Consider the following 18,560-nt stretch of genomic DNA (forward strand, 5'->3'; position numbering starts at 1 on the left):
GCACGCTTTCTTGAAATTTTCCATTCTTTTTTACAGGCAGTGTTGCTAATATTCAGATTGTAGTCCCCTACAACACAAGTTTAGAGGAGGAGAAAAAATGACTTGGGCTAAGAATAGGTTTTATTGGATGTTTTTTTTATCTTTTTTGGTAGCGTTTACAGTCGGTTATGTCCGGCATGCCGAAGCAGCAGGAACTAGTACAGTCTATCCGTTTCCGGCAAGTCTCGCTTCAAACAGTGATTTTCAGGTGTGGGTCGAAAACACTTCATCACCCGTATGGACTGCACCGGGAATGGCCGCTACCCCCAAAGCAGTTACCAGCTTCGCATTCACGGGTACGGTGACTGTTAAGGTACAGTACAAGTCCAATTTCACATCAGCTAATATTATGCCTTCCCAATACGGAATAACGTATACTAAACCGGCGGCCAACCAGCTTCAGTTCACGTTAAACGATTATAAAAAAAGCAAAATTATTATTCAGATCGACAACGATCCGAATAAAGAGCTTTTCTTGTTCGGGGATCCGCCTGTAGCGACGCCTCCTGCCGGTGCAACCGTCTATCAAGCAGGGGCGCATTATCCCGCTAATAATGAACTCACGATGCAGGACAATCAGACGATTTTCCTCATGCCGGGAGCTGTTCTGCATGCCAGAATTGATACCGCTAACAATTCCAACCTAAAAATTCTGGGCCCAGGAATTGTTGTTGCCTATGATACAGGTGTGAATCCGAATGAATCAGAGTTTGAAAACAACATGGTATTCTATAAATCCAACAATGTCGAGTTGCGGGATTTCATCCTGGTACGAAATTTTAACGACAATCTGATCCATCAACTGGTTGTACGTAATACGGACAATGTGTCCATAGACAATGTTAAAGTTATTAGCGATGCTAGATGCTCTGACGGTTTATCGCTTGGTGGAAATAATGGGGTAGATGTTAAGAATTTCTTCAGTGTATCCGGTGATAATAATCTTGTCATTGGCTGGTGGGGCAAAACCGATAATGTAACGATCGATAATTACATTGCTTATTTCCCCGAACATGCCGGCATTGCTCAAACTTCAGCCATCTTCGCTCAGGGAATTGAGGGAACTAAGCCGGGCGAGGATACCAGCTCGATTGGAACTGTTCGCATTTCTAACTTCTATGCCATAAAGCAAACAAATGTACTGGGAAGCATATGGGGTAAAATTCAGGACAATATCGATAATTTTACGATCGAAAATCTCTATACCGAGCCGGGTTCGACTAGGGACAACTTGCTGTATTTTGACCTGAATGTATCCTCCAATAAAAATTTCAACCTGAAGAATGTATACTTTGATAAAACCACTGGAGGCTATCTTAGTGATAAATATTATGTAAGATTTGACAACGTATATTATAAAGGCAATTTGGTCGCCAATACTTCCGCTGCTAATGTTACAGGCTCTGGGAAAGTTCAAGTGTTGAATGGGACATCCGGGAAGCACTATGAATTTGAAAATGGTCAATTGAATGGGCCAATTGCCGCCAATAAGAATTATGCATCCTTTGGAAAAGCTGTGGCCGTTATGAACAGTGTAGGGAGTTTCGCGGAAGTTACAATAGATGTGCCTGTAGCCGGAGACTATATACTGGATATTGCCTATGCGAACGGATCGGGGGCGGATGCCGCCCAAAGCGTCTATGTAAATGGAATTTACAAGTTCCAGGCATCATTCCCCAAGACAAATGCTGGATGGGACCAGTCTGCCTCCTCATGGAAGAAAGTATCTGGCGTCGGAACGGTAAACCTGCAAGCGGGGACCAACAAAATTAAAATCCAAAAGGATTCCAATGACCTCTACACAGCAGACCTTGACTATCTTGAGGTAACTTTAAAGCCTATCCATGTGGAGATGGAAACCGGAACCGTTGAACCGTTGGTGGAGGCGCGCTGATTATAAACAAGTACTATGCCTCCGGATTGAAGGCTGTAGGGGTTATGGATGCTGTAGGAAGCTATATCAATCTCACCGTAACCGTTCCGAGTGTATTTGTTTTACCAGGCTCAATTGGTTCCATTTGAGTATAAATGTTTTCATGTATTCCCTCCGATTTTAATATGGAAATATTACTAAGCCCAGCCAGCAGTTGTAATGAGGTAAGTTAATATTTAACGTTAGTTTATCATGAAAATTGTCGGCCATGTACGAGTGCCAAAATTTGTGAAAAGGTAATTGAACGATATGATCGAAACAGTAAAAAACCACGAGATACAGTTTCACTGTATCTCGTGGTTTTTTAAGATTTAGGTATTTAATGTTTTTATTACAACATTACTTTAACAACCATAGCGCCGGGGAATTAGCAGGCTCCCAACCGGTTAACGATGTATGGGCTTGACGACATTCATACACAGAACCATCGTAGGTTACCAATGTACCGACTGTGTAAGGGGTATTGGGTGCCCAAGCTGGGGCTGTAGAGGCTGTAGCGGTTGTGCCATTGATGGTGCTGGCCACTGATTGATTGCCTGCGGCGTCGAAGGCATGTACATTGAACGTATATGTTGCACCGGCGCTAAGACCTGTTACCGTATAATCCGTTGTGGAGCCAGGTACAGTGGTGATTAATGTCGTTCCTCTATAAATACGGTAGCCTGTAACACCAACATTATCCGTTGACGGATTCCACATTAACTGAATGCTGGAGGATGTTGGGGTCCCCATAACATGTAAGCCGCCGGGGGCTGTGGGTGCTTCCGTATCATTACCAACGGGTGCATTAGTAGTAACACTGACGGAATTGCTTCCATTTGAGACATTTCCAGCAGCGTCTTTTGCCTTGACACTAAAGGTATAGGCAGTATTCGCGGTTAATCCAGATACGGTGTAATTTAATGTAGTGCCGGATACGGTTGCAACCAATGAAGTTCCGTTAAATACTTGGTACCCTGTTACACCGGTATTATCCGTGGATGCGTTCCAGGCCAATGAAACGCTGGTGGATGTTTTTGCAGTTGCCGTCAAAGCTGCTGGTGCGGAAGGAGCTTGGGTATCGACAGGGTTGCTTCCGCTAAAGTTGACATCAATGACATTATAGAAGGCGTTCGGAGTATCTGCGACTTCCCACACAGCCAAGATGACGTGGTATCCACTACGTTCCGGAACGTTAAACGTGTCTGAGTAAGTGAAGGGTGGCTGTACACCTCCATAGTTCACCGAATAGAAAGGAGTAAGGTCGAATGAGTCCCGAGTAAGAGCGGCGTTAGGATTCCAGTCGGGCTTTGTAATATAGTATTTCCAGCTGGCCGTCGAATGAGCGGCAGTCAATTTCCAAGTGAATGTATTTTGTCCGGCAGAGATGTTGACTTTAGACCAGCGTGTAGCCGATTGTTCATCAAGCTTGGGAAAAGCTCCGTTAGCACTTGCAATCTTCCCGTCTGCTGGCCCTGCAGCAGGGAACCCCTTAGGTGCCTCTAGACTTTGGGGCTCATAAACAATCGGGCCACAATCTGTATTTTGTCCTGATTTACAGAGTGCAGCCCGGCTAGCAGGTCCTTCAACATAACCGTGAGAAAAGGATCTTTCCGGGAATAACATTACAACCAATGAAAAAATCAAGATCATACTCCCATAAGCTAACAACTTTACCCTAGGTGAATGAGAAATACGGATAGATGACATTTTACTCCTCCTTTTTATATAAAAATATGCACTGCGAACAAATGATGCATTCAGTCCCGAACGTTTTGTCTCAATTACAACTCCTTTCTTTGTTGAACGTATTTATATAAACTCATAAAGAGCTCATATATCGACATGAAAGGTAAGAGAAAAAGGTGCGTAGGGCTAAATTCATTGAATGATAACAATTTTTGTAACACCATAGTGATTATATGCAAATAAATGGTATTTGTCTACCAAATTTAGAAAGAATATGCTATTTTTTAGTATGAAAATTCTCCCTCGGAACACGATCTATATTCCCCTTATCGTTCCATATAATTCTTGGAATTTGAAAGATTCATTTAGAATGATTAAACGACAAAATATATTATTTTCTTAATTTCTCTCTCTTTCTTTTCTTTTTTTTTGTGATGAAAAATGAAAAATACTGTATGAAAAATAAAGCGGTAAATTATATATTATTCAGAAAATTACAATAACAACGCTTTCAAAGGTTGCTATTTTTGGTTTTATTTACTATTATTAGTTGGAATTACTTACAAAGGATGTAAGTAATTGATATTAGTGTGGGATTAACTGTCTGGAGAACAGTTCAATTCATAGAATTATAAGCTTTAAATAGATAAAAAGGAGTGAGGAGATGCAATACTTTTTTTATTTGTCAACCTTCATTTTTATTGGGTTTCAAATTCTTTACACAGTCATCCCTTTATTTTTCAGTAAAGTTAAGAAATTGAACAACGATTGTGCTGAAAAATCGATCTCCGTTTTAGTTCCTGCTTATAACGAGGAGCTCACCATTAAGAATTGCATAGATGCAATGGAGGGCCTAAATTACAGTAACTATGAAGTCATTATTATTAATGATGGTTCGAAGGATCAGACGTTTCAAAAATTAAATGAGCTTTTGGACTTATCAATAAGTGACAGAGAAGCAGAGGGCAAGCTTACATACGGCGCTATTAAAGGGATTTATCATTCGGAGAAATATGAAAAAATATTTGTAATTGATAAATTCAACGGCGGAAAGGCAGATTCTCTCAACGCCGGCATCGATTGTGCGAATTCTGATATTGTTATTACGCTGGATGCGGATAGCATGCTGGAAATAAACTCGCTTAAATATGTAAATCAATATTTTCAAGATGATAAGATCATCGCTTTAGGTGGGACTGTGAAGATCGTACAGGGTGCTGAGAAAAGAAATGGAGTTATCCAAGATAAGTTTACTGGTAAAGGGATTATAAAAAGCCAAGTTATCAGTTACATCCATGGATTTTATGTTAGAAAACTAACACAATCTGTTTTTAATTCAATCGTAGTTATTTCAGGCGCATTTGGTGCCTTTTATAAGAGTATATTGGTGGATGTTAACGGGTTTCGTAGTACTGTAGGAGAAGATATTGATATTACCTTAAAAATTCACGAGTTTATTAAAGCGAATAACTTAAATAAGAAACTCGTATACGCGCCAGAAGCTGTATGTTACACGGAATGTCCAGAAAACTTAAGTAACTTTTATAAACAAAGAATACGCTGGCAAAAAGCTTTTGTAGATTGCATATTAATCTATTGGTCCAAATTATCACGAAAGTTTAGCGTTGGCGTCAGTCTCTTTTTTGCTATAGATGGTTTTATCCTAGGTACATTAACAGCATTTACAAGCGTTTTTTATCTTATACAATCGCTCTTTCTGGGTACCAATTTATTTCAGGCCATTATTCTCTTGTTGTCTGTTATCGTCATTAATGCGCTGCAAATCGGGATTTCTCTCTATTTATGCAAAAAATATGGCAGCAATTATTCAGTTAAAGATTATATTCGGATGTTTGTGTTTAGCCAAGTTGAATTACTAACCTATCGAAATCTGCTGCTTTATATGAATATCGTAGGCACGTTTAAATATTTTGATAATGACGAGGGCTGGGGATTCGTTGAGAGAAAAGGGGTTTCAAGTATCAGCTAGTCTCCTAACTGTAGCTATTAACAAACTACCCATCCGGAGGTACTTATGAATCATATATTGAATGATAAACGAATTATATTTATAGATGTATTACGAATAATGGCCATCGTTGCAGTCATCATTCTGCACTACACTGCAGACTTGCTTACAAGGACAAATGATTTCAATACAACCGCTTGGTGGATTAGCAACTTTTTTAATTCGATATCCAGATTTGCTGTGCCCGTGTTCTTTATGATAAGCGGTGCGATGATCCTTCGAGTGGAAGTGAAATCATATCGGCAGTTTTATATTAAAAAAGTACTTCCTTTAATCATTTCCTTAGTTAGCTGGTCACTCATTTATGCCGTTTACACCCAATATTTCATTCAAAAAAGCAGCATGGGCGTTTATGATTTTTTCATTCATTTTTCGTATGGTTTAATCTTTGATAAGAATTATATACATTTATGGTTTCTATACGCGATTATTGCGATCTATATAACAGTTCCTTTAATTAGTAAACTTGTAAAAGTATGCAGTGAAAAGGATATAAAATATTATCTGCTGATATGGTTCTTGATAAGTGTGGTTTATAAATTCATCTCTGATCTTGTATTCAGATTGACCTCCGAATATATCAATATTCCTATAACCAATATCCCTTTGTTCATGGGTTATTTAGGATATTTTATCCTGGGATATTATCTCTTTAACTATACGATATCGATGAAAGCCAAAAATCTTTTCTTTAATTTAGGCATTATATCCTTTTTTGTAACGCCATTAGCGACCTATTTTTCTTCCTTGTACAGTGGTGTGCTAGATGAAATGTTCTATGGAAACTATTCACTCACGACATTTTTTATGGCTATTGGAACGTTTATCTATTTTAAAGAAAAAGAAACCGCCATTAGCGAGAAGTTAAATTACAAAGTCAAAAAAATAATCAGCTCCATTTCCAAAGCTAGCTTTAGTATCTACTTAATTCACTTGTTGATTGAAATATTGGTATCCAGAAGAGCAGAAATACAAGCTACTCTACTCCAATCTATAGGCAACCTTACTTTTAATGTCATTATTGTATTCTTAATTAGCTATATCACGGTTAAAGTCTTAAATCTAAATAAATATATTACACATGTATTATTTGGGGGAAGAAGTTAACATGATGAAAATAAGTATATATACAAAAGTCTTCCTGGCTATATTAGCTATAGGCATGGGAATTTACTATTACCATCTCAATGATTCAGACAAAAAAATAACCTCCGTGTACATACCGTTATGGAAAGATTTTAAAGATCTTAAGCTAAAAGACAAAAACATTGATATTGCTATTCTCGCCTTTGCCAAAATTAATAAAACCAATGTATATTTTGATCTAGACCCTGCTAAAAATGAGATCATTAAAGAAAATATAAAGAAACTGCAAGCAAATAATAAAAAAACGAGTTTCATACTTGGTGTTGGTGGGTATAAAGCGGACGGATTCTCCGATGCTTCATTGGATGAAAACCGGTACTCCTTTACTGAGAGTATGATCGCAATGGTTAAGGAGTTAGATTTAGATGGGATCGATATAGACTGGGAATATCCAGCCTTTGATTCCTGGAATACGACTAAAGCCCGACCTGAGGATACCAAGAACTTTACTAGTCTAATGAAGGAACTTGATGAAAAATTGGATAGACTCCCGCGTAAAAATAAAAATTACTATTTAACCTTTGCTGCAGGGAATGAAGAGTGGTTCTTCAAAAACGTTGAAGTTAAAAAAGTAGAAAAGTATGTGGATTTCATTAATGTCATGAGCTATGACTTGACTGGAGCTTGGTCAGATACAACAGGGTATAATTCGAATTTATTTATAGATAAGCATAAAAAGAGCAAAACCAGCGTGGATCGTATTATTCATTTATATTTAGATCGTGATGTTGATCCGAGCAAGCTTCTCCTAGGTATTCCAGCTTATTCCTACGGATGGGAGAATGTTAAAAGTGATGTGAATAAGGAGGCCTCATTTTTACTGGGTAAACCTATCAATATCGACAAAGTAGATTTAAGCTACAAGACGATAAAAGAAAAATATATGATCCAAGATGGATTTAAACGATACTTTGACGATACAGCGAAGACGGCCTATTTATATGATGGTGATACTTTTATTACGTATGAAGATAAAGAGGCCTTGCAGGCAAAAGTTAAATATATCAAAGATAAAAAACTGGCTGGTGTCATGGTGTGGGAGTATTCTCAAGATTCTGACGACGGCATTGTTAAGTACTTATCTGATAATCTGAATAAGTAGCAAGTGCTAAATAGAAGAGGAATAGTCTGAAGAGGCTTATTCCTCTTTTTTGTGTTTTCTTTCTTTAGCTATCCTAAAGCTGATTTGAAGTCTATGCCCGAAGTCGTCCGCATCTTTGCTGAACATCATCGTTGTTAAAGCTGTTCATTCCTCCTACGGTAACTCCTCCGAAAGACAGCTTCACTCTTCACCAGATCATGGTTCATTGCGCATTGGCGTGACTTCTGTTCCTTTTAACGGCATAGCCTTTGCATTTGTATCTTCAAAGTATAACGGCAGTCCTTCTGCTAGAATAGGCAAAAGGGTTTGGGTTGGGTCTTGGCGCTGATGATGAATATGCAGGTGGGGTTCTGATGTGGAACCACTATTTCCTACATGTCCAAGCACTTCACCGGCATTGACGTGATCTCCAACTGCAACGGTAACACTATCTTGTTTGAGGTGATTAAGTAATAAGTAGGTTCCCGTCGCATCAATCCTGAGATAAACGTGATTTCCTTCCATGGAAATGAATTTTTCAGTACCTGGCACAATATCAGATTCATCGTCAAAAGCTGCAATAACCGTTCCAGATACCGGTGATAGGACCTTTTGCTTCCAAATTCCGTAATCTTCCAGACTAGTACTTCCTGTATTATAGGGTTCCATGACTAAATCATAGGCCCAACGTTCCGAAGGCCAAGTGGCATGAGGCAGATTATTGTCGGTGGAATCACCACCCCAGCCAACAATTGCTTGCTCAGAAAATGGCCATTTAACAGTGACTGAAGGGTGGACGTTGATTATACGTACAGGATATGCCAACTGTATAATATTCATGGTTAGGAAGAAATGTGAAGCTAATACAGTACATAAAACGAGAGGCATCCATTTATCGGAAATTCTGTTCTTCTTGATAATAGAAACTAATATTAAAAAGATATTTAATAATACTCCTACGAAACCTAGCATTGGGATGATAAATTTAAGTGCCATCCATGCATAGACACCAGGTAAGCCATTAATCAAAAATACGCAGATCCATGACAGTAATGCTGCAGTCAAAATTGTACTACCTAAATACCCGAATGCTTGAATTATTCTTTTCATATTCGCTCCTAACGTATAAGAAAGTATATAGTAGTTAGACGAATATAACTGGAAAATCACTTCGACTGCTATTTTGGATAATATCACCGCAGGGAAATCTGAAAAACAAACATTTGTACAACTATATTTGTCTTGTACCGTTCTTTGAAGTTGGTAATAGACTATATCAATCTCAGAGAAGGAGTTGATTTAGTTGGCCAACAGTGATGTACGTCTTGCTCTATGGTCGGGTACTAATTTTACCAATCGCCGGATTCGATTCAGACGTGGAGGAGTTGCGGTTCGTGATCTTGGAGCGTTTCGGTTTAACAACGTTCTTTCGAGTTTCCGACTCAGAAATGTTGTGGAGAGCTCTCAAGTAACGCTTGTACTATTTTCACGCATTAACTTTCAGGGATCGTTCCGTGTGTTCCGTGGCAGCCAAAACGTAGCGAACTTGAATAATTTTAACTTTAACAATGTCACATCTTCGTTTATATTGGTAGGCCGTATCCTTACAAGCTCCGAAATTTCCCAAATTCAAAGCACTGGTAGAGCGCCTCGAGATATCCTCGTAATAAGACAATAATAATGCAAAGGGTGCCCCTAGGGCGCCCTTTTTTTTGCAATTATCAGTAGCACAGGTCAAGACAAAATATGCATAGAATTTAATATATAACAAGAGAATAGGTGCTGTCCCGCAAACAATCCTCCTTTAAACTAGTAACGTACTTAACAAAATCTGCTAGAGGAGGATTCAAATGCGCAAAAAGGTTATCGGGAGAATTTGCAGTACCGTTATGGTTTGTAGTCTGCTTGCAGCAGGCAACGGAACGACCTACGCCAGTGGCGCCAATAACTCTGATGCTCCTACCAACAAATCGGTCAAGAACGTGATCCTGTTTATTACGGATGGGATGAGCTTATCCGATGTGAACTTGGCCAGATGGTATCAAGGAGGGCAGGCGCTTGCGATGGATAAGTATTTCAGTGGGCTGGTGAGAACCTATTCTACGGATTCACTGACCACAGATTCCGCTGCGGGAGCTACGGCTTATGCCACAGGACATAAGGTTAAGAGTGAGACCGTATCCATACTACCCGACCGAATAACGATGCCGTTTGTGGGTGCAGTTAAGCCAGAGGACGTGAACAAACCTCTGCCTACCATTATGGATGCAGCGAGAATGGCAGGGAAAAGTACAGGAACGGTATTTACTTGTGAATTAACGGATGCGACGCCGGCTACATTTTTAAGTCATGCATACACGCGTGACAATGCGCAGTCTATAGCAGAACAGATGGTCTACAGTGGCGTAGATGTTCTTCTCGGGGGTGGGTCCGGGTATTTGGTACCCGGCAAAGAAGACATTAACCGTAAGGACGGAGAAGATTTAACCAAAATCCTGAAATCAAATGGGTATGAATACGTAACGGATAAAGCAGGTTTAATGAATTCTAAAACGAATAAAATCTGGGGTCTGTTCAACCCTGAAGCACTGGATGCTGATTTTGATCTGAACCCGCAAAAGCAACCGAGCCTTGCTGAAATGACCAAAGTAGCGATAGAGAAGTTGTCGCAGAACGATAATGGTTTTATTCTGATGGTCGAAGCAAGCCAGATTGACTGGTATGGTCATGATAACGATCCGGTGGGGATTATGAGTGAGACATTAGCGTTTGATAAAGCCTTTAAAGCCGCTGTTGACTTTGCAGAAAAAGACGGAAATACAGCAGTCTTGTCCGTTTCGGATCATGCTACTGGCGGGCTCAATATGACGAACTATGATTCCACCAAAGACCTAGTCTCCGTATTGAAGAAAGCGAAACACACCAGTTATTACATTGAAGGCAGTATTAATGAGCACAATTTCAAAAAGGTCCTAGCGGATAATTATGGACTTAGTGATTTAACCAAAGAAGAAGCGGATCAAGTCAGATTAGGAATGAAAGATAACCTTTCGCCGGTCATCGGTAAAATCTTGGGGAATAAGATAGGCGTAACCTTCTCTACGGATGATCACACATCGGAAGAAGTTGGATTGTTCGCCTACCATCCGGCTAATTATAAACCGACCGATTTCGTGAACAGCGGTGTAATCCAGAATACGGATGTGAATAAGTATATTCAAGAAGTGACCGGACTCAATCTGGCGCAGCTTCAAGATACACTGTACGTATCCAGTGATAAATTCAAGGCCAAAGGAGCTACGATCACCCTAGACAAGACCGATAAGACTAATCCGGTGGTTGTAGTGAAAAAAGCAGGCCAAGTTCTCAAGCTACCTATAGATAAAAACATCGCCATTCTGGATGGTAAAACAACGAAACTCAATGTACTGACAGTAATGATTAAAGATAAAGTGTGGATTTCACAGGATGCATTAGACTTGATTCTCTGAATATTCGAGTTCATGGTATGATTCTTCGACTAAAAGTTAAAGCGCTTAAACCCAAAAACCCCTTATAAAAAAGGGGTTTTTGGGTTGGGAAAAGAAATTTCGACTTGTATTGAGAAAGGAAAGCGAAGCTTTTATCGTTTTGTTGCAGGCTTTGTTCCATAGGTCATCAAGCGCCAAAGCTTTTCTAAGGGTCCCATGGAAAAGAACTTAAACCAGATGGTGCTAAAAATAATTTGAATCATATAAATCAGAACAGCGATGTAAAGAATATCTTTTGGTGAAACGACTTCGAGACCTATCATTGAAATGATTGCCGTCCCTATAATGCTTTGAGCTACATAATTTGTAAATGCCATTTGACCCACCCGTGATATGGGTGTCAGGAATTTCACCATTTGTTTGTTTTCTAATAGTAGAAATAATGTTGTTAAGTAAAACAAAGTGGTTGGAAGTGATCCTAAGCCCGTAACTGAATCTACATTGCTGCTCCCGCTTTGAGAAGCGTTCCAAATCCATAATGAGAAACCAACGAACAAAAGAAATGATGCCATTTGAATCCATCTAATTGGTTTTGATAATTCTTGTATATGTGTCAGCCAACCTGACTTTGCAGTTAAAAAACCGGCTAAAAACATAATAAAGATTTGCATAGCGTCATTAGAAAAAATATCAAGGATAGATGAGACTGCCCCTTGAGACGGTAAAAATATTTTTACCATCAAGGAAATGATGTAAATGGATGTCATACCCATAAGCCACTTTTTAAGTGTAGAAACCGTTGTGTGATAAAAAGGGATCAGAAACAATCCGATAATGGCGTATACGGGTAGAATGGTTCCCCAAAAGATAAATACATGAATGATTCCCAGCAGCAAGAGGATTAGTAAACGTCTAGCCATACGCCATCTAGGTCGATCTCCCCGGCTTTCGGCTCTTGAGGCGAAAATGTATAGACCTACACCAAATAGGAATGAAAAAATAGAAAAGAACTTTTTTTGTACGAAGATGATTATCAAAGTATTGATGATTCCATTAATGCCACTATAGTCTGGTAAGGGATCTCCTTCCATAATAACTTTAAAGGCTCCAACATTTATCAGCAGAATGCCAAAAAGAGCAAGCCCGCGAATGATGTCGAGTGAAATGATTCTTTCTTTTTGTGAAATCGAGGGATTCATTAATAGTTCTCCTTTGAAAATAGTTTCATTTGCTTAGAAGTCAGTATAAGTGGAGAACCTTACATTAAATTGATGCCAACATTACAGGATCCTTAAATTTGATAAAATGTTCCAACTCCAGTTGAATTAGAATCCGTTTTATGGTTAATATGAATACTAAATAATTATAGGGTGTGAACTAGAAATGTCAGCATATACTCAACCAATCTTTGTGGCGGCGATCTTTTTTGTGGTTTTAGCATTTGCCTTATTTGTTCCATGGCTCATTTATACCTATAGAAAGTATAACTATCTGCCATTTTCTACCACGTTAATTTCATTTTCGTTTATTTTTTACTTTCTAGCAGCGTTATTTTTAGTCTTGTTGCCGTTGCCAGAGATACGCGATACTTGTTCACTACAAAAACCGGGCACACAACATTATTCACTTATGCCATTTCAATTTATAGTGAGCACCTTAGGGAATAGTGGTATCGTGTTATCACAGCCTGCAACTTATAGACTGTTATTTAGCCAACCCTCATTCTATCAAGCGTTTTTTAATTTCTTGCTATTATTACCTTTTGGTGTTTATTTGCGATATTTTTTTCAAGACAAGAAACACTGGAAAAAAGCGCTAGCAATCACGTTCTTATTAACATTATTTTATGAGATAACACAGGTAACAGGTATTTACGGGATTTATAATTGCCCTTATCGTATTTTTGATGTGGACGATTTATTGTTGAATACTACCGGCGGGGTACTGGGCTTCTTTATTGCTCCAGCTGTGTTGGCGTTATTCCCATCAAAAAAGAAAATTAATGAGAAAGCAGATAGATTATTGGCTCTTGATGAAGTAAGAGGGATGTCTGTGTTGCTGGCTGTTATTATTGATATATTTATCAGCAACATAGTAGTTAAAGTTGTGCTGAGTATGACCAACGTTAATATGGTTAGTGAATTTATTGTGAGCACAATTACACTTTCTGTAACCTTGTTTATTATTCCATGGATTTGGAATGGATCGACAATCGGTACGAAAATAATGCGTTATCGCTATGACAGTAAAATAAGTCGAGTGGAAACGAACAAGCGATTATTTAAACGCTTTGGTGCCATTTATGCGATGTACTTCATAACAGTCATTGCGAATACTTTGAATAACGTGGAACTATCAATGGATTCTCCATTTTATAAGGCATCTATATTCTTAACGTTAGGTGCAGCATTGACCTCTATCATCTTAACGATCGTGTTGTTCATTCATGTTATATTAGTCGTGTTTGGCAAACAAAAACGCCGCTTTTACTTTGATGAAGCTTCTGATTTATATACAACGAGAAAAAAATGAATTTTTTTCAATCGTAAAGGGGTACTCCGTAGTCTTAAATGGCTACTGGGTACCCCTTTTTTTGGATTTAAGCTTATTGTAAGGTTGGCATGAATTTGCTGTAAGGTTCACAGCCTATAGTATAAGTATCAGCAAATTATGAGGTGAAATGAATGGAACCATTATTAAAAGTAGAAAACATAAAAAAAGTGTACGGGAAGTTAAGTGCTGCATACACAGCCTTAGAAAACGTGTCATTTGACATTCATGAAGGTGAGTTTGTAGGGATTATGGGACCTTCGGGCGCTGGAAAATCAACCTTGCTAAATTTGTTAGCAACTATTGATTCCCCAACTGAAGGGAAGATTTATATGAAGAACAAGAGTATTCATGATATGAAGGAAGCAGCCTTATCAGACTTCAGACGTGAACATCTCGGCTTCATCTTCCAAGATTACAATTTACTCGATTCCTTGACTGTAAAGGAGAACATATTGCTTCCTCTGGCGATTGCTAAAATTCCAGCGAAGAAAATCAATCACCTCGTGACTCAGATTTCTAAAGTATTTGGGATTGAAGATCTACTGGCAAAATATCCTTACCAAATCTCTGGTGGTCAAAAGCAAAGAACCGCTGCGGCTAGAGCGCTCGTGACAGAGCCTGCACTGATTTTGGCTGATGAACCAACAGGTGCGCTTGACTCTAAATCAGCAACAGATTTATTGGAAAGCTTAAGCACTTTAAATGAAAATAACAATTCGACCATTATGATGGTGACTCATGATGCCTTTGCCGCAAGCTTCTGCCGCCGGATTATTTTCATCAAGGATGGTTCATTTTCAACAGAAATATTTCGTCGTGATCAGACACGCAAAGCCTTCTTCCAAGAGATCTTAGATGTTCATGCGGCCATTGGGGGTGAGGTAGATGACGTTATTTAGTCTAGCAAGAAAAAATATAGCCCGAAACTTTTCACAATATTTTTTATATATTGCATCGATGGTGTTTAGTATCATCATTTACTTTACATTTGTGACTTTGAAATATAGCGATACTATAGCAGAACAGACGGCTTCATCCCAAAAACTAGGCTCACTAATGAGTGGGGCGGCAGTCATTCTCATCTTTTTCGTGTTCATATTTATTGCTTATTCCAATTCATTTTTTATGAAAAAACGTAAAAAAGAAGTCGCATTGTATGCGTTGCTAGGGGTACGTAATCGTCAAATAGGCTTTATGCTCTTTTTCGAAAATTTATTGTTAGGATTATTCTCTTTAGTAGTAGGAATTGTACTTGGGTTCCTATGTTCAAAAGGATTTATGACGATTTTAATTCATTTAATGGGTTATGACGTTGTAGCACCCTTTACATTTTCAGCGGCGGCAGCGATGAACACGGCTATCGTATTTCTAGTTATATTTTTAGTAACATCGTTTCAAGGCTATCGCTTGATCTATCAATTTAAGCTGATTGATTTATTTCATGCTTCCAAAAAGGGAGAAGTGGCGCCTAAACCATCTATGATAGTAGCTGTTCTTGGAGTGTTACTCATTGTCTTGGGTTATTGGCTTGCAATGCAGGACCTTTTCACTTCTAAGGTATGGGAAAAAATTGGATTCCCCTTGACTGTATTAATTATTTTAACAACGGTTATTTTGGGTACATTTTTATTGTTCCACAGTGTGACTGGCTTTGTGTTAGCAATGATTAAGAAAAATGAAAGGTGGCTTTGGAAAGGCCTTCATGTCATTACTATTTCGCAGCTGCTCTATCGTATTCGTGGGAACGCACGTACATTAACTGTGATTGCCGTGTTGAGTGCTACGACAGTAACTGCCGGTGGAGCGGTCTATGGCCTTTATTACAATACGAATGACTCGGCGAAAACGATTAATCCGAATACCTTTATGTATCAATCCACAGATGCAGAAATGGACAAGCAAGTGAGTGCTGTAGTATCAGATACAAAATACGATAAAAATATTGAAGCACTATCCATTACGTTTCATACGAAAGAGTTAAACTCGCCATCAACATTCGATAGCTCTGATAAAAGAGAATATACAGTTATCGATGAAAAAACATACAACCAATTAGCAAGTCTACAACATAAAGAAAAATTAGATGTAAAGGACAGCTACGCGGTTATTTTAGATATCGGATATGACAAAAGGTTCTCACCAATATATACAGGGAAAACTATAACAACAGGCAACGGCCATCCTCTCACATTCCAAAGCTTTAAAACGCAAAGCGTATTGAATGTAGGTACAGCAGGTATAACCGTGGTAGTCTCGGAGGATCAGTATAAAGTGTTGCAAAATGATGGGGAAGTGCTGCACTATCGTGTTCTTGGGGTAGATGATGCTTCTGTAGATTTATCTAAAAAAATTGCAAACCAATTACCTGAAGAAGCGTTATTTTCAAGTGGTCCACAAGATTACCAAACAAGTTTGGAAGGTGTGGGGTCTCTACTGTTTATCGGAAGTTTCCTTGGTCTAGTATTTCTGGCTGCTACAGGCAGTATCATTTATTTTAAGGTTTTAACAGAGGCAGAAGAGGATAAATCACAGTACAATATGCTGCATAAAATGGGTGTCAGTGCAAAAGAAATGCGAAAATCAATTGCGTCACAGGTATTCGTTATCTTTGTTGTACCGCTTGTAGTAGGGTTATTGCATAGTGTAGTGGCTTTAAAAGCATTCTCTAGTCTACTGATGATAGATTTAGCAAAACCTGTGTTGCTCTGGATGATTGCTTATACCGTAATTTACGGGTTGTATTATTTCTTAACCGTAGCTTCTTACAATCGTATTATCACACTAAATAATAGAACAGAAGGATGATTGAGATGAAAAAATTTCTAATTACTATGGGTATTTTGTTTGTTATTGGAGTTGTAGGGGTCTTTGCTATAGCCAAGATTGATTTCAATCGCTTCAATGCCGAAAATTACTACTTACAAATCACTGAGGATGGGGAACCCCATGAATATAAACTGAGCGATGGTTCGGTCATGACCTCTTATTCTTATACACTAGAGGCTACAAATGCCAAAGGTACTACAATTCCACTGGAATTTAATGCACAAAAAAATCTTCGTAAAGGCGCCTACTTGAAAATGTATGTAAAAAAAGGTGATCAAGTCTCCTCATACGATGAAGTGAAATTAGAGGATATTCCGCTAAAAGCACTAAAAAACTAATAAATTGAAGAAGGGCTGTCTCCAATAAAGTAAGTGGAGAACAGCCCTTTTCTCTGCCTAATGAGTAAGTAAGTCATCTGTATTATAAAAGTATAGTAATGGTGGTACCGGTATTTTCATCGCTCGTCAAATCGAGGTTCCCCTCATGAGCCCAAATAATGTCTCTTGCGATGGCCATACCTAACCCAGTTCCATGCTTACTCGTTGTGTTTGTACCCCGATAGTAGCGTTCGAAAACCTGTTCCAGATCTTTAGCTGGAATACCCTGGCCATTATCAGAAATTGTAATTTGGGTATGCGGACTAATGGTTTCCACTCGAATCTTCACCACAACATTTTCATCGTTATGCACCAGCGCGTTGTAGATAAAGTTAAGGATCGCTCGTTTTAGTAATTTTTTATCTACTTTATGTACGGCTTTAACCACATTTGCCTCAAACTCTATCTGCCGTTCACCAAAGGTCGGGTCATTTAAAAGTTCAATCGTCATTTCTCGTAGAAACTGAACGAGATTCACCTCTTCAAATTGCAGGGATAGCTGGTGATTACGCAAACGTGTCGTTAAATTGAGGTCATCTAACAGATCTTTCATATACATCGATTTACTCTTGATAATTGACGTGTATTCCTGTAATTCTTGGGCTGTTAAATCTGTGGCACTGTCGTTAATAAATTCTGCATAACCTTGAATAGAAGCAAGTGGTGTCTTCATGTCATGTGAAACATTGCTAATCCATTCCTCACGCATTTGATCGAGACGTTTACGTTCCTCTTCATGTCGATCGAGCTTTTCAGATAGTTCATTCATATTACGAAAAACATCTTCATAAACACCTTTGGGAGTAGGCATTTTCTTAAAACGTCGTTCCCTGAGCTGTTGAATACCCTCTATTAATGTATGAAGGGGTGCAGTTAACTTTTTCCCAAATAGAAATCCAATGAGGATTACAATAAGCACATCAACGATTAAAAAAATGAAAAGAAAAACATTAACATCTTTGAAAATTTTAGCGTAGTCATAGGTCATTACGTACCGGCCTATTTTTGGATTATTAATCCCTAAAAAGTAACTGAAATTTTGGGCTTCGCTGACAAAAACCGTCGTGCGTGCATCTAATTCTTTATATTTATACATTTGTACAATTTCAATAGGAGAATACTCTGTTTTCAATTCTTCAGGGGTATAAAAGGCAGCTGCTTGCTCCCCTTGGTCATTCAAGAATTGTACCCAGGCGCTCATTTCTTGTAGTTTTTTGAGACCTTCTTCATTCACAACAGGTTTGCCGGCCTGTAATTCTACGTATTGTGAAAAGGTCCGGCTAAAGGTTTCTGCAGATGCTTCTTCAGTGCCAAAGTTATTATTATTTACCTTTATAACGAATAAGGAAAGGAACAAAATCGCGTTTACAATACCAACGATCACAACAATAGTCATAACCGATCTTAAAAAGCGGAGTGTCAATTTCCATTTCAACTA

General features: G+C 38.6%; 14 protein-coding genes. 10 read left to right on the top strand and 4 right to left on the bottom strand.

Annotated features, from left to right (window positions below; all coding sequences use genetic code 11):
* Positions 1–97: 97 nt before the first annotated feature.
* Positions 98–1,933: a hypothetical protein gene (locus MKX35_RS14295; protein ID WP_076299302.1), complete on the top strand. Its 1,836-nt coding sequence runs from the start codon at positions 98–100 to the stop codon at positions 1,931–1,933.
* 378 nt (positions 1,934–2,311) lie between these two features.
* Here the strand turns inward: MKX35_RS14295 and MKX35_RS14300 are convergent, their stop codons facing one another.
* A complete protein-coding gene (locus tag MKX35_RS14300) occupies positions 2,312–3,661 on the bottom strand; it encodes a lytic polysaccharide monooxygenase (RefSeq protein WP_076286507.1) in 1,350 nt (449 codons plus the stop codon).
* A 643-nt stretch (positions 3,662–4,304) separates the two neighbouring features.
* On the opposite strand from MKX35_RS14300, the gene MKX35_RS14305 reads away from it, so the two are divergent.
* From MKX35_RS14305 to MKX35_RS14315, 3 genes are read left to right on the top strand one after another with little or no spacing between them, the layout of a single operon-like run.
* Positions 4,305–5,630, top strand: a complete 1,326-nt coding sequence (locus MKX35_RS14305; RefSeq protein ID WP_076299301.1) for a glycosyltransferase — start codon at positions 4,305–4,307, stop codon at positions 5,628–5,630.
* A gap of 45 nt (positions 5,631–5,675) precedes the next feature.
* Complete coding sequence (locus MKX35_RS14310) at positions 5,676–6,776, top strand: acyltransferase (RefSeq protein WP_081382839.1); 1,101 nt, start codon at positions 5,676–5,678, stop codon at positions 6,774–6,776.
* A 4-nt stretch (positions 6,777–6,780) separates the two neighbouring features.
* The gene (locus MKX35_RS14315; RefSeq protein ID WP_076299359.1) at positions 6,781–7,917 is read left to right on the top strand and encodes a glycoside hydrolase family 18 protein; all 1,137 of its coding nucleotides are present in this window, start codon (positions 6,781–6,783) and stop codon (positions 7,915–7,917) included.
* Between the two features lie 195 nt (positions 7,918–8,112).
* Here MKX35_RS14315 and MKX35_RS14320 read toward each other — a convergent pair whose 3' ends face one another.
* Entirely contained in the window at positions 8,113–9,006 is an 894-nt protein-coding gene (locus MKX35_RS14320; protein WP_076285337.1) for a M23 family metallopeptidase, read from the bottom strand.
* 193 nt (positions 9,007–9,199) lie between these two features.
* Between MKX35_RS14320 and MKX35_RS14325 the strand changes: the two genes are divergently transcribed.
* Together MKX35_RS14325 and MKX35_RS14330 are read left to right on the top strand one after the other, a co-directional pair.
* Positions 9,200–9,574: a hypothetical protein gene (locus tag MKX35_RS14325; RefSeq protein WP_060622951.1), complete on the top strand. Its 375-nt coding sequence runs from the start codon at positions 9,200–9,202 to the stop codon at positions 9,572–9,574.
* Between the two features lie 172 nt (positions 9,575–9,746).
* A complete protein-coding gene (locus tag MKX35_RS14330) occupies positions 9,747–11,387 on the top strand; it encodes an alkaline phosphatase (protein WP_076285338.1) in 1,641 nt (546 codons plus the stop codon).
* 131 nt (positions 11,388–11,518) lie between these two features.
* On the opposite strand, the gene MKX35_RS14335 is transcribed toward MKX35_RS14330, so the two are convergent.
* Entirely contained in the window at positions 11,519–12,565 is a 1,047-nt protein-coding gene (locus MKX35_RS14335) for a DUF418 domain-containing protein (protein WP_076299300.1), read from the bottom strand.
* Between the two features lie 184 nt (positions 12,566–12,749).
* Between MKX35_RS14335 and MKX35_RS14340 the strand changes: the two genes are divergently transcribed.
* The 4 genes from MKX35_RS14340 (at position 12,750) to MKX35_RS14355 (ending at position 17,083) form a co-directional block, all read left to right on the top strand.
* Positions 12,750–13,898: a VanZ family protein gene (locus MKX35_RS14340; RefSeq protein WP_076299299.1), complete on the top strand. Its 1,149-nt coding sequence runs from the start codon at positions 12,750–12,752 to the stop codon at positions 13,896–13,898.
* Positions 13,899–14,050: 152 nt separating this feature from the next.
* Positions 14,051–14,818 carry an ABC transporter ATP-binding protein gene (locus MKX35_RS14345; RefSeq protein ID WP_042189627.1) on the top strand — a complete coding sequence of 256 codons (768 nt, stop codon included), beginning with the start codon at positions 14,051–14,053 and terminating at the stop codon, positions 14,816–14,818.
* Positions 14,805–16,724 carry an ABC transporter permease gene (locus MKX35_RS14350; protein ID WP_076299298.1) on the top strand — a complete coding sequence of 640 codons (1,920 nt, stop codon included), beginning with the start codon at positions 14,805–14,807 and terminating at the stop codon, positions 16,722–16,724. Before MKX35_RS14345 ends, MKX35_RS14350 begins: the two co-directional genes overlap by 14 nt.
* Before the next feature lie 5 nt (positions 16,725–16,729).
* The gene (locus MKX35_RS14355) at positions 16,730–17,083 is read left to right on the top strand and encodes a YxeA family protein (RefSeq protein WP_076285453.1); all 354 of its coding nucleotides are present in this window, start codon (positions 16,730–16,732) and stop codon (positions 17,081–17,083) included.
* A gap of 82 nt (positions 17,084–17,165) precedes the next feature.
* Here MKX35_RS14355 and MKX35_RS14360 read toward each other — a convergent pair whose 3' ends face one another.
* Positions 17,166–18,557, bottom strand: a complete 1,392-nt coding sequence (locus tag MKX35_RS14360; RefSeq protein WP_076299297.1) for a sensor histidine kinase — start codon at positions 18,555–18,557, stop codon at positions 17,166–17,168.
* Positions 18,558–18,560: the final 3 nt, after the last annotated feature.

It is taken from the genome of Paenibacillus sp. FSL R5-0923 (genome assembly GCF_038009145.1).
Taxonomy (GTDB): domain Bacteria; phylum Bacillota; class Bacilli; order Paenibacillales; family Paenibacillaceae; genus Paenibacillus_AQ.

Coding starts and splice junctions, on each gene's coding strand:
- MKX35_RS14345 (WP_042189627.1), top strand. CDS start 14,051: ATGGAACCATTATTAAAAGTAGAAAACATAAAAAAAGTGTACGGGAAG.
- MKX35_RS14295 (WP_076299302.1), top strand. CDS start 98: ATGACTTGGGCTAAGAATAGGTTTTATTGGATGTTTTTTTTATCTTTT.
- MKX35_RS14330 (WP_076285338.1), top strand. CDS start 9,747: ATGCGCAAAAAGGTTATCGGGAGAATTTGCAGTACCGTTATGGTTTGT.
- MKX35_RS14335 (WP_076299300.1), bottom strand. CDS start 12,565: ATGAATCCCTCGATTTCACAAAAAGAAAGAATCATTTCACTCGACATC.
- MKX35_RS14355 (WP_076285453.1), top strand. CDS start 16,730: ATGAAAAAATTTCTAATTACTATGGGTATTTTGTTTGTTATTGGAGTT.
- MKX35_RS14310 (WP_081382839.1), top strand. CDS start 5,676: ATGAATCATATATTGAATGATAAACGAATTATATTTATAGATGTATTA.
- MKX35_RS14315 (WP_076299359.1), top strand. CDS start 6,781: ATGAAAATAAGTATATATACAAAAGTCTTCCTGGCTATATTAGCTATA.
- MKX35_RS14300 (WP_076286507.1), bottom strand. CDS start 3,661: ATGTCATCTATCCGTATTTCTCATTCACCTAGGGTAAAGTTGTTAGCT.
- MKX35_RS14320 (WP_076285337.1), bottom strand. CDS start 9,006: ATGAAAAGAATAATTCAAGCATTCGGGTATTTAGGTAGTACAATTTTG.
- MKX35_RS14350 (WP_076299298.1), top strand. CDS start 14,805: ATGACGTTATTTAGTCTAGCAAGAAAAAATATAGCCCGAAACTTTTCA.
- MKX35_RS14340 (WP_076299299.1), top strand. CDS start 12,750: ATGTCAGCATATACTCAACCAATCTTTGTGGCGGCGATCTTTTTTGTG.
- MKX35_RS14305 (WP_076299301.1), top strand. CDS start 4,305: ATGCAATACTTTTTTTATTTGTCAACCTTCATTTTTATTGGGTTTCAA.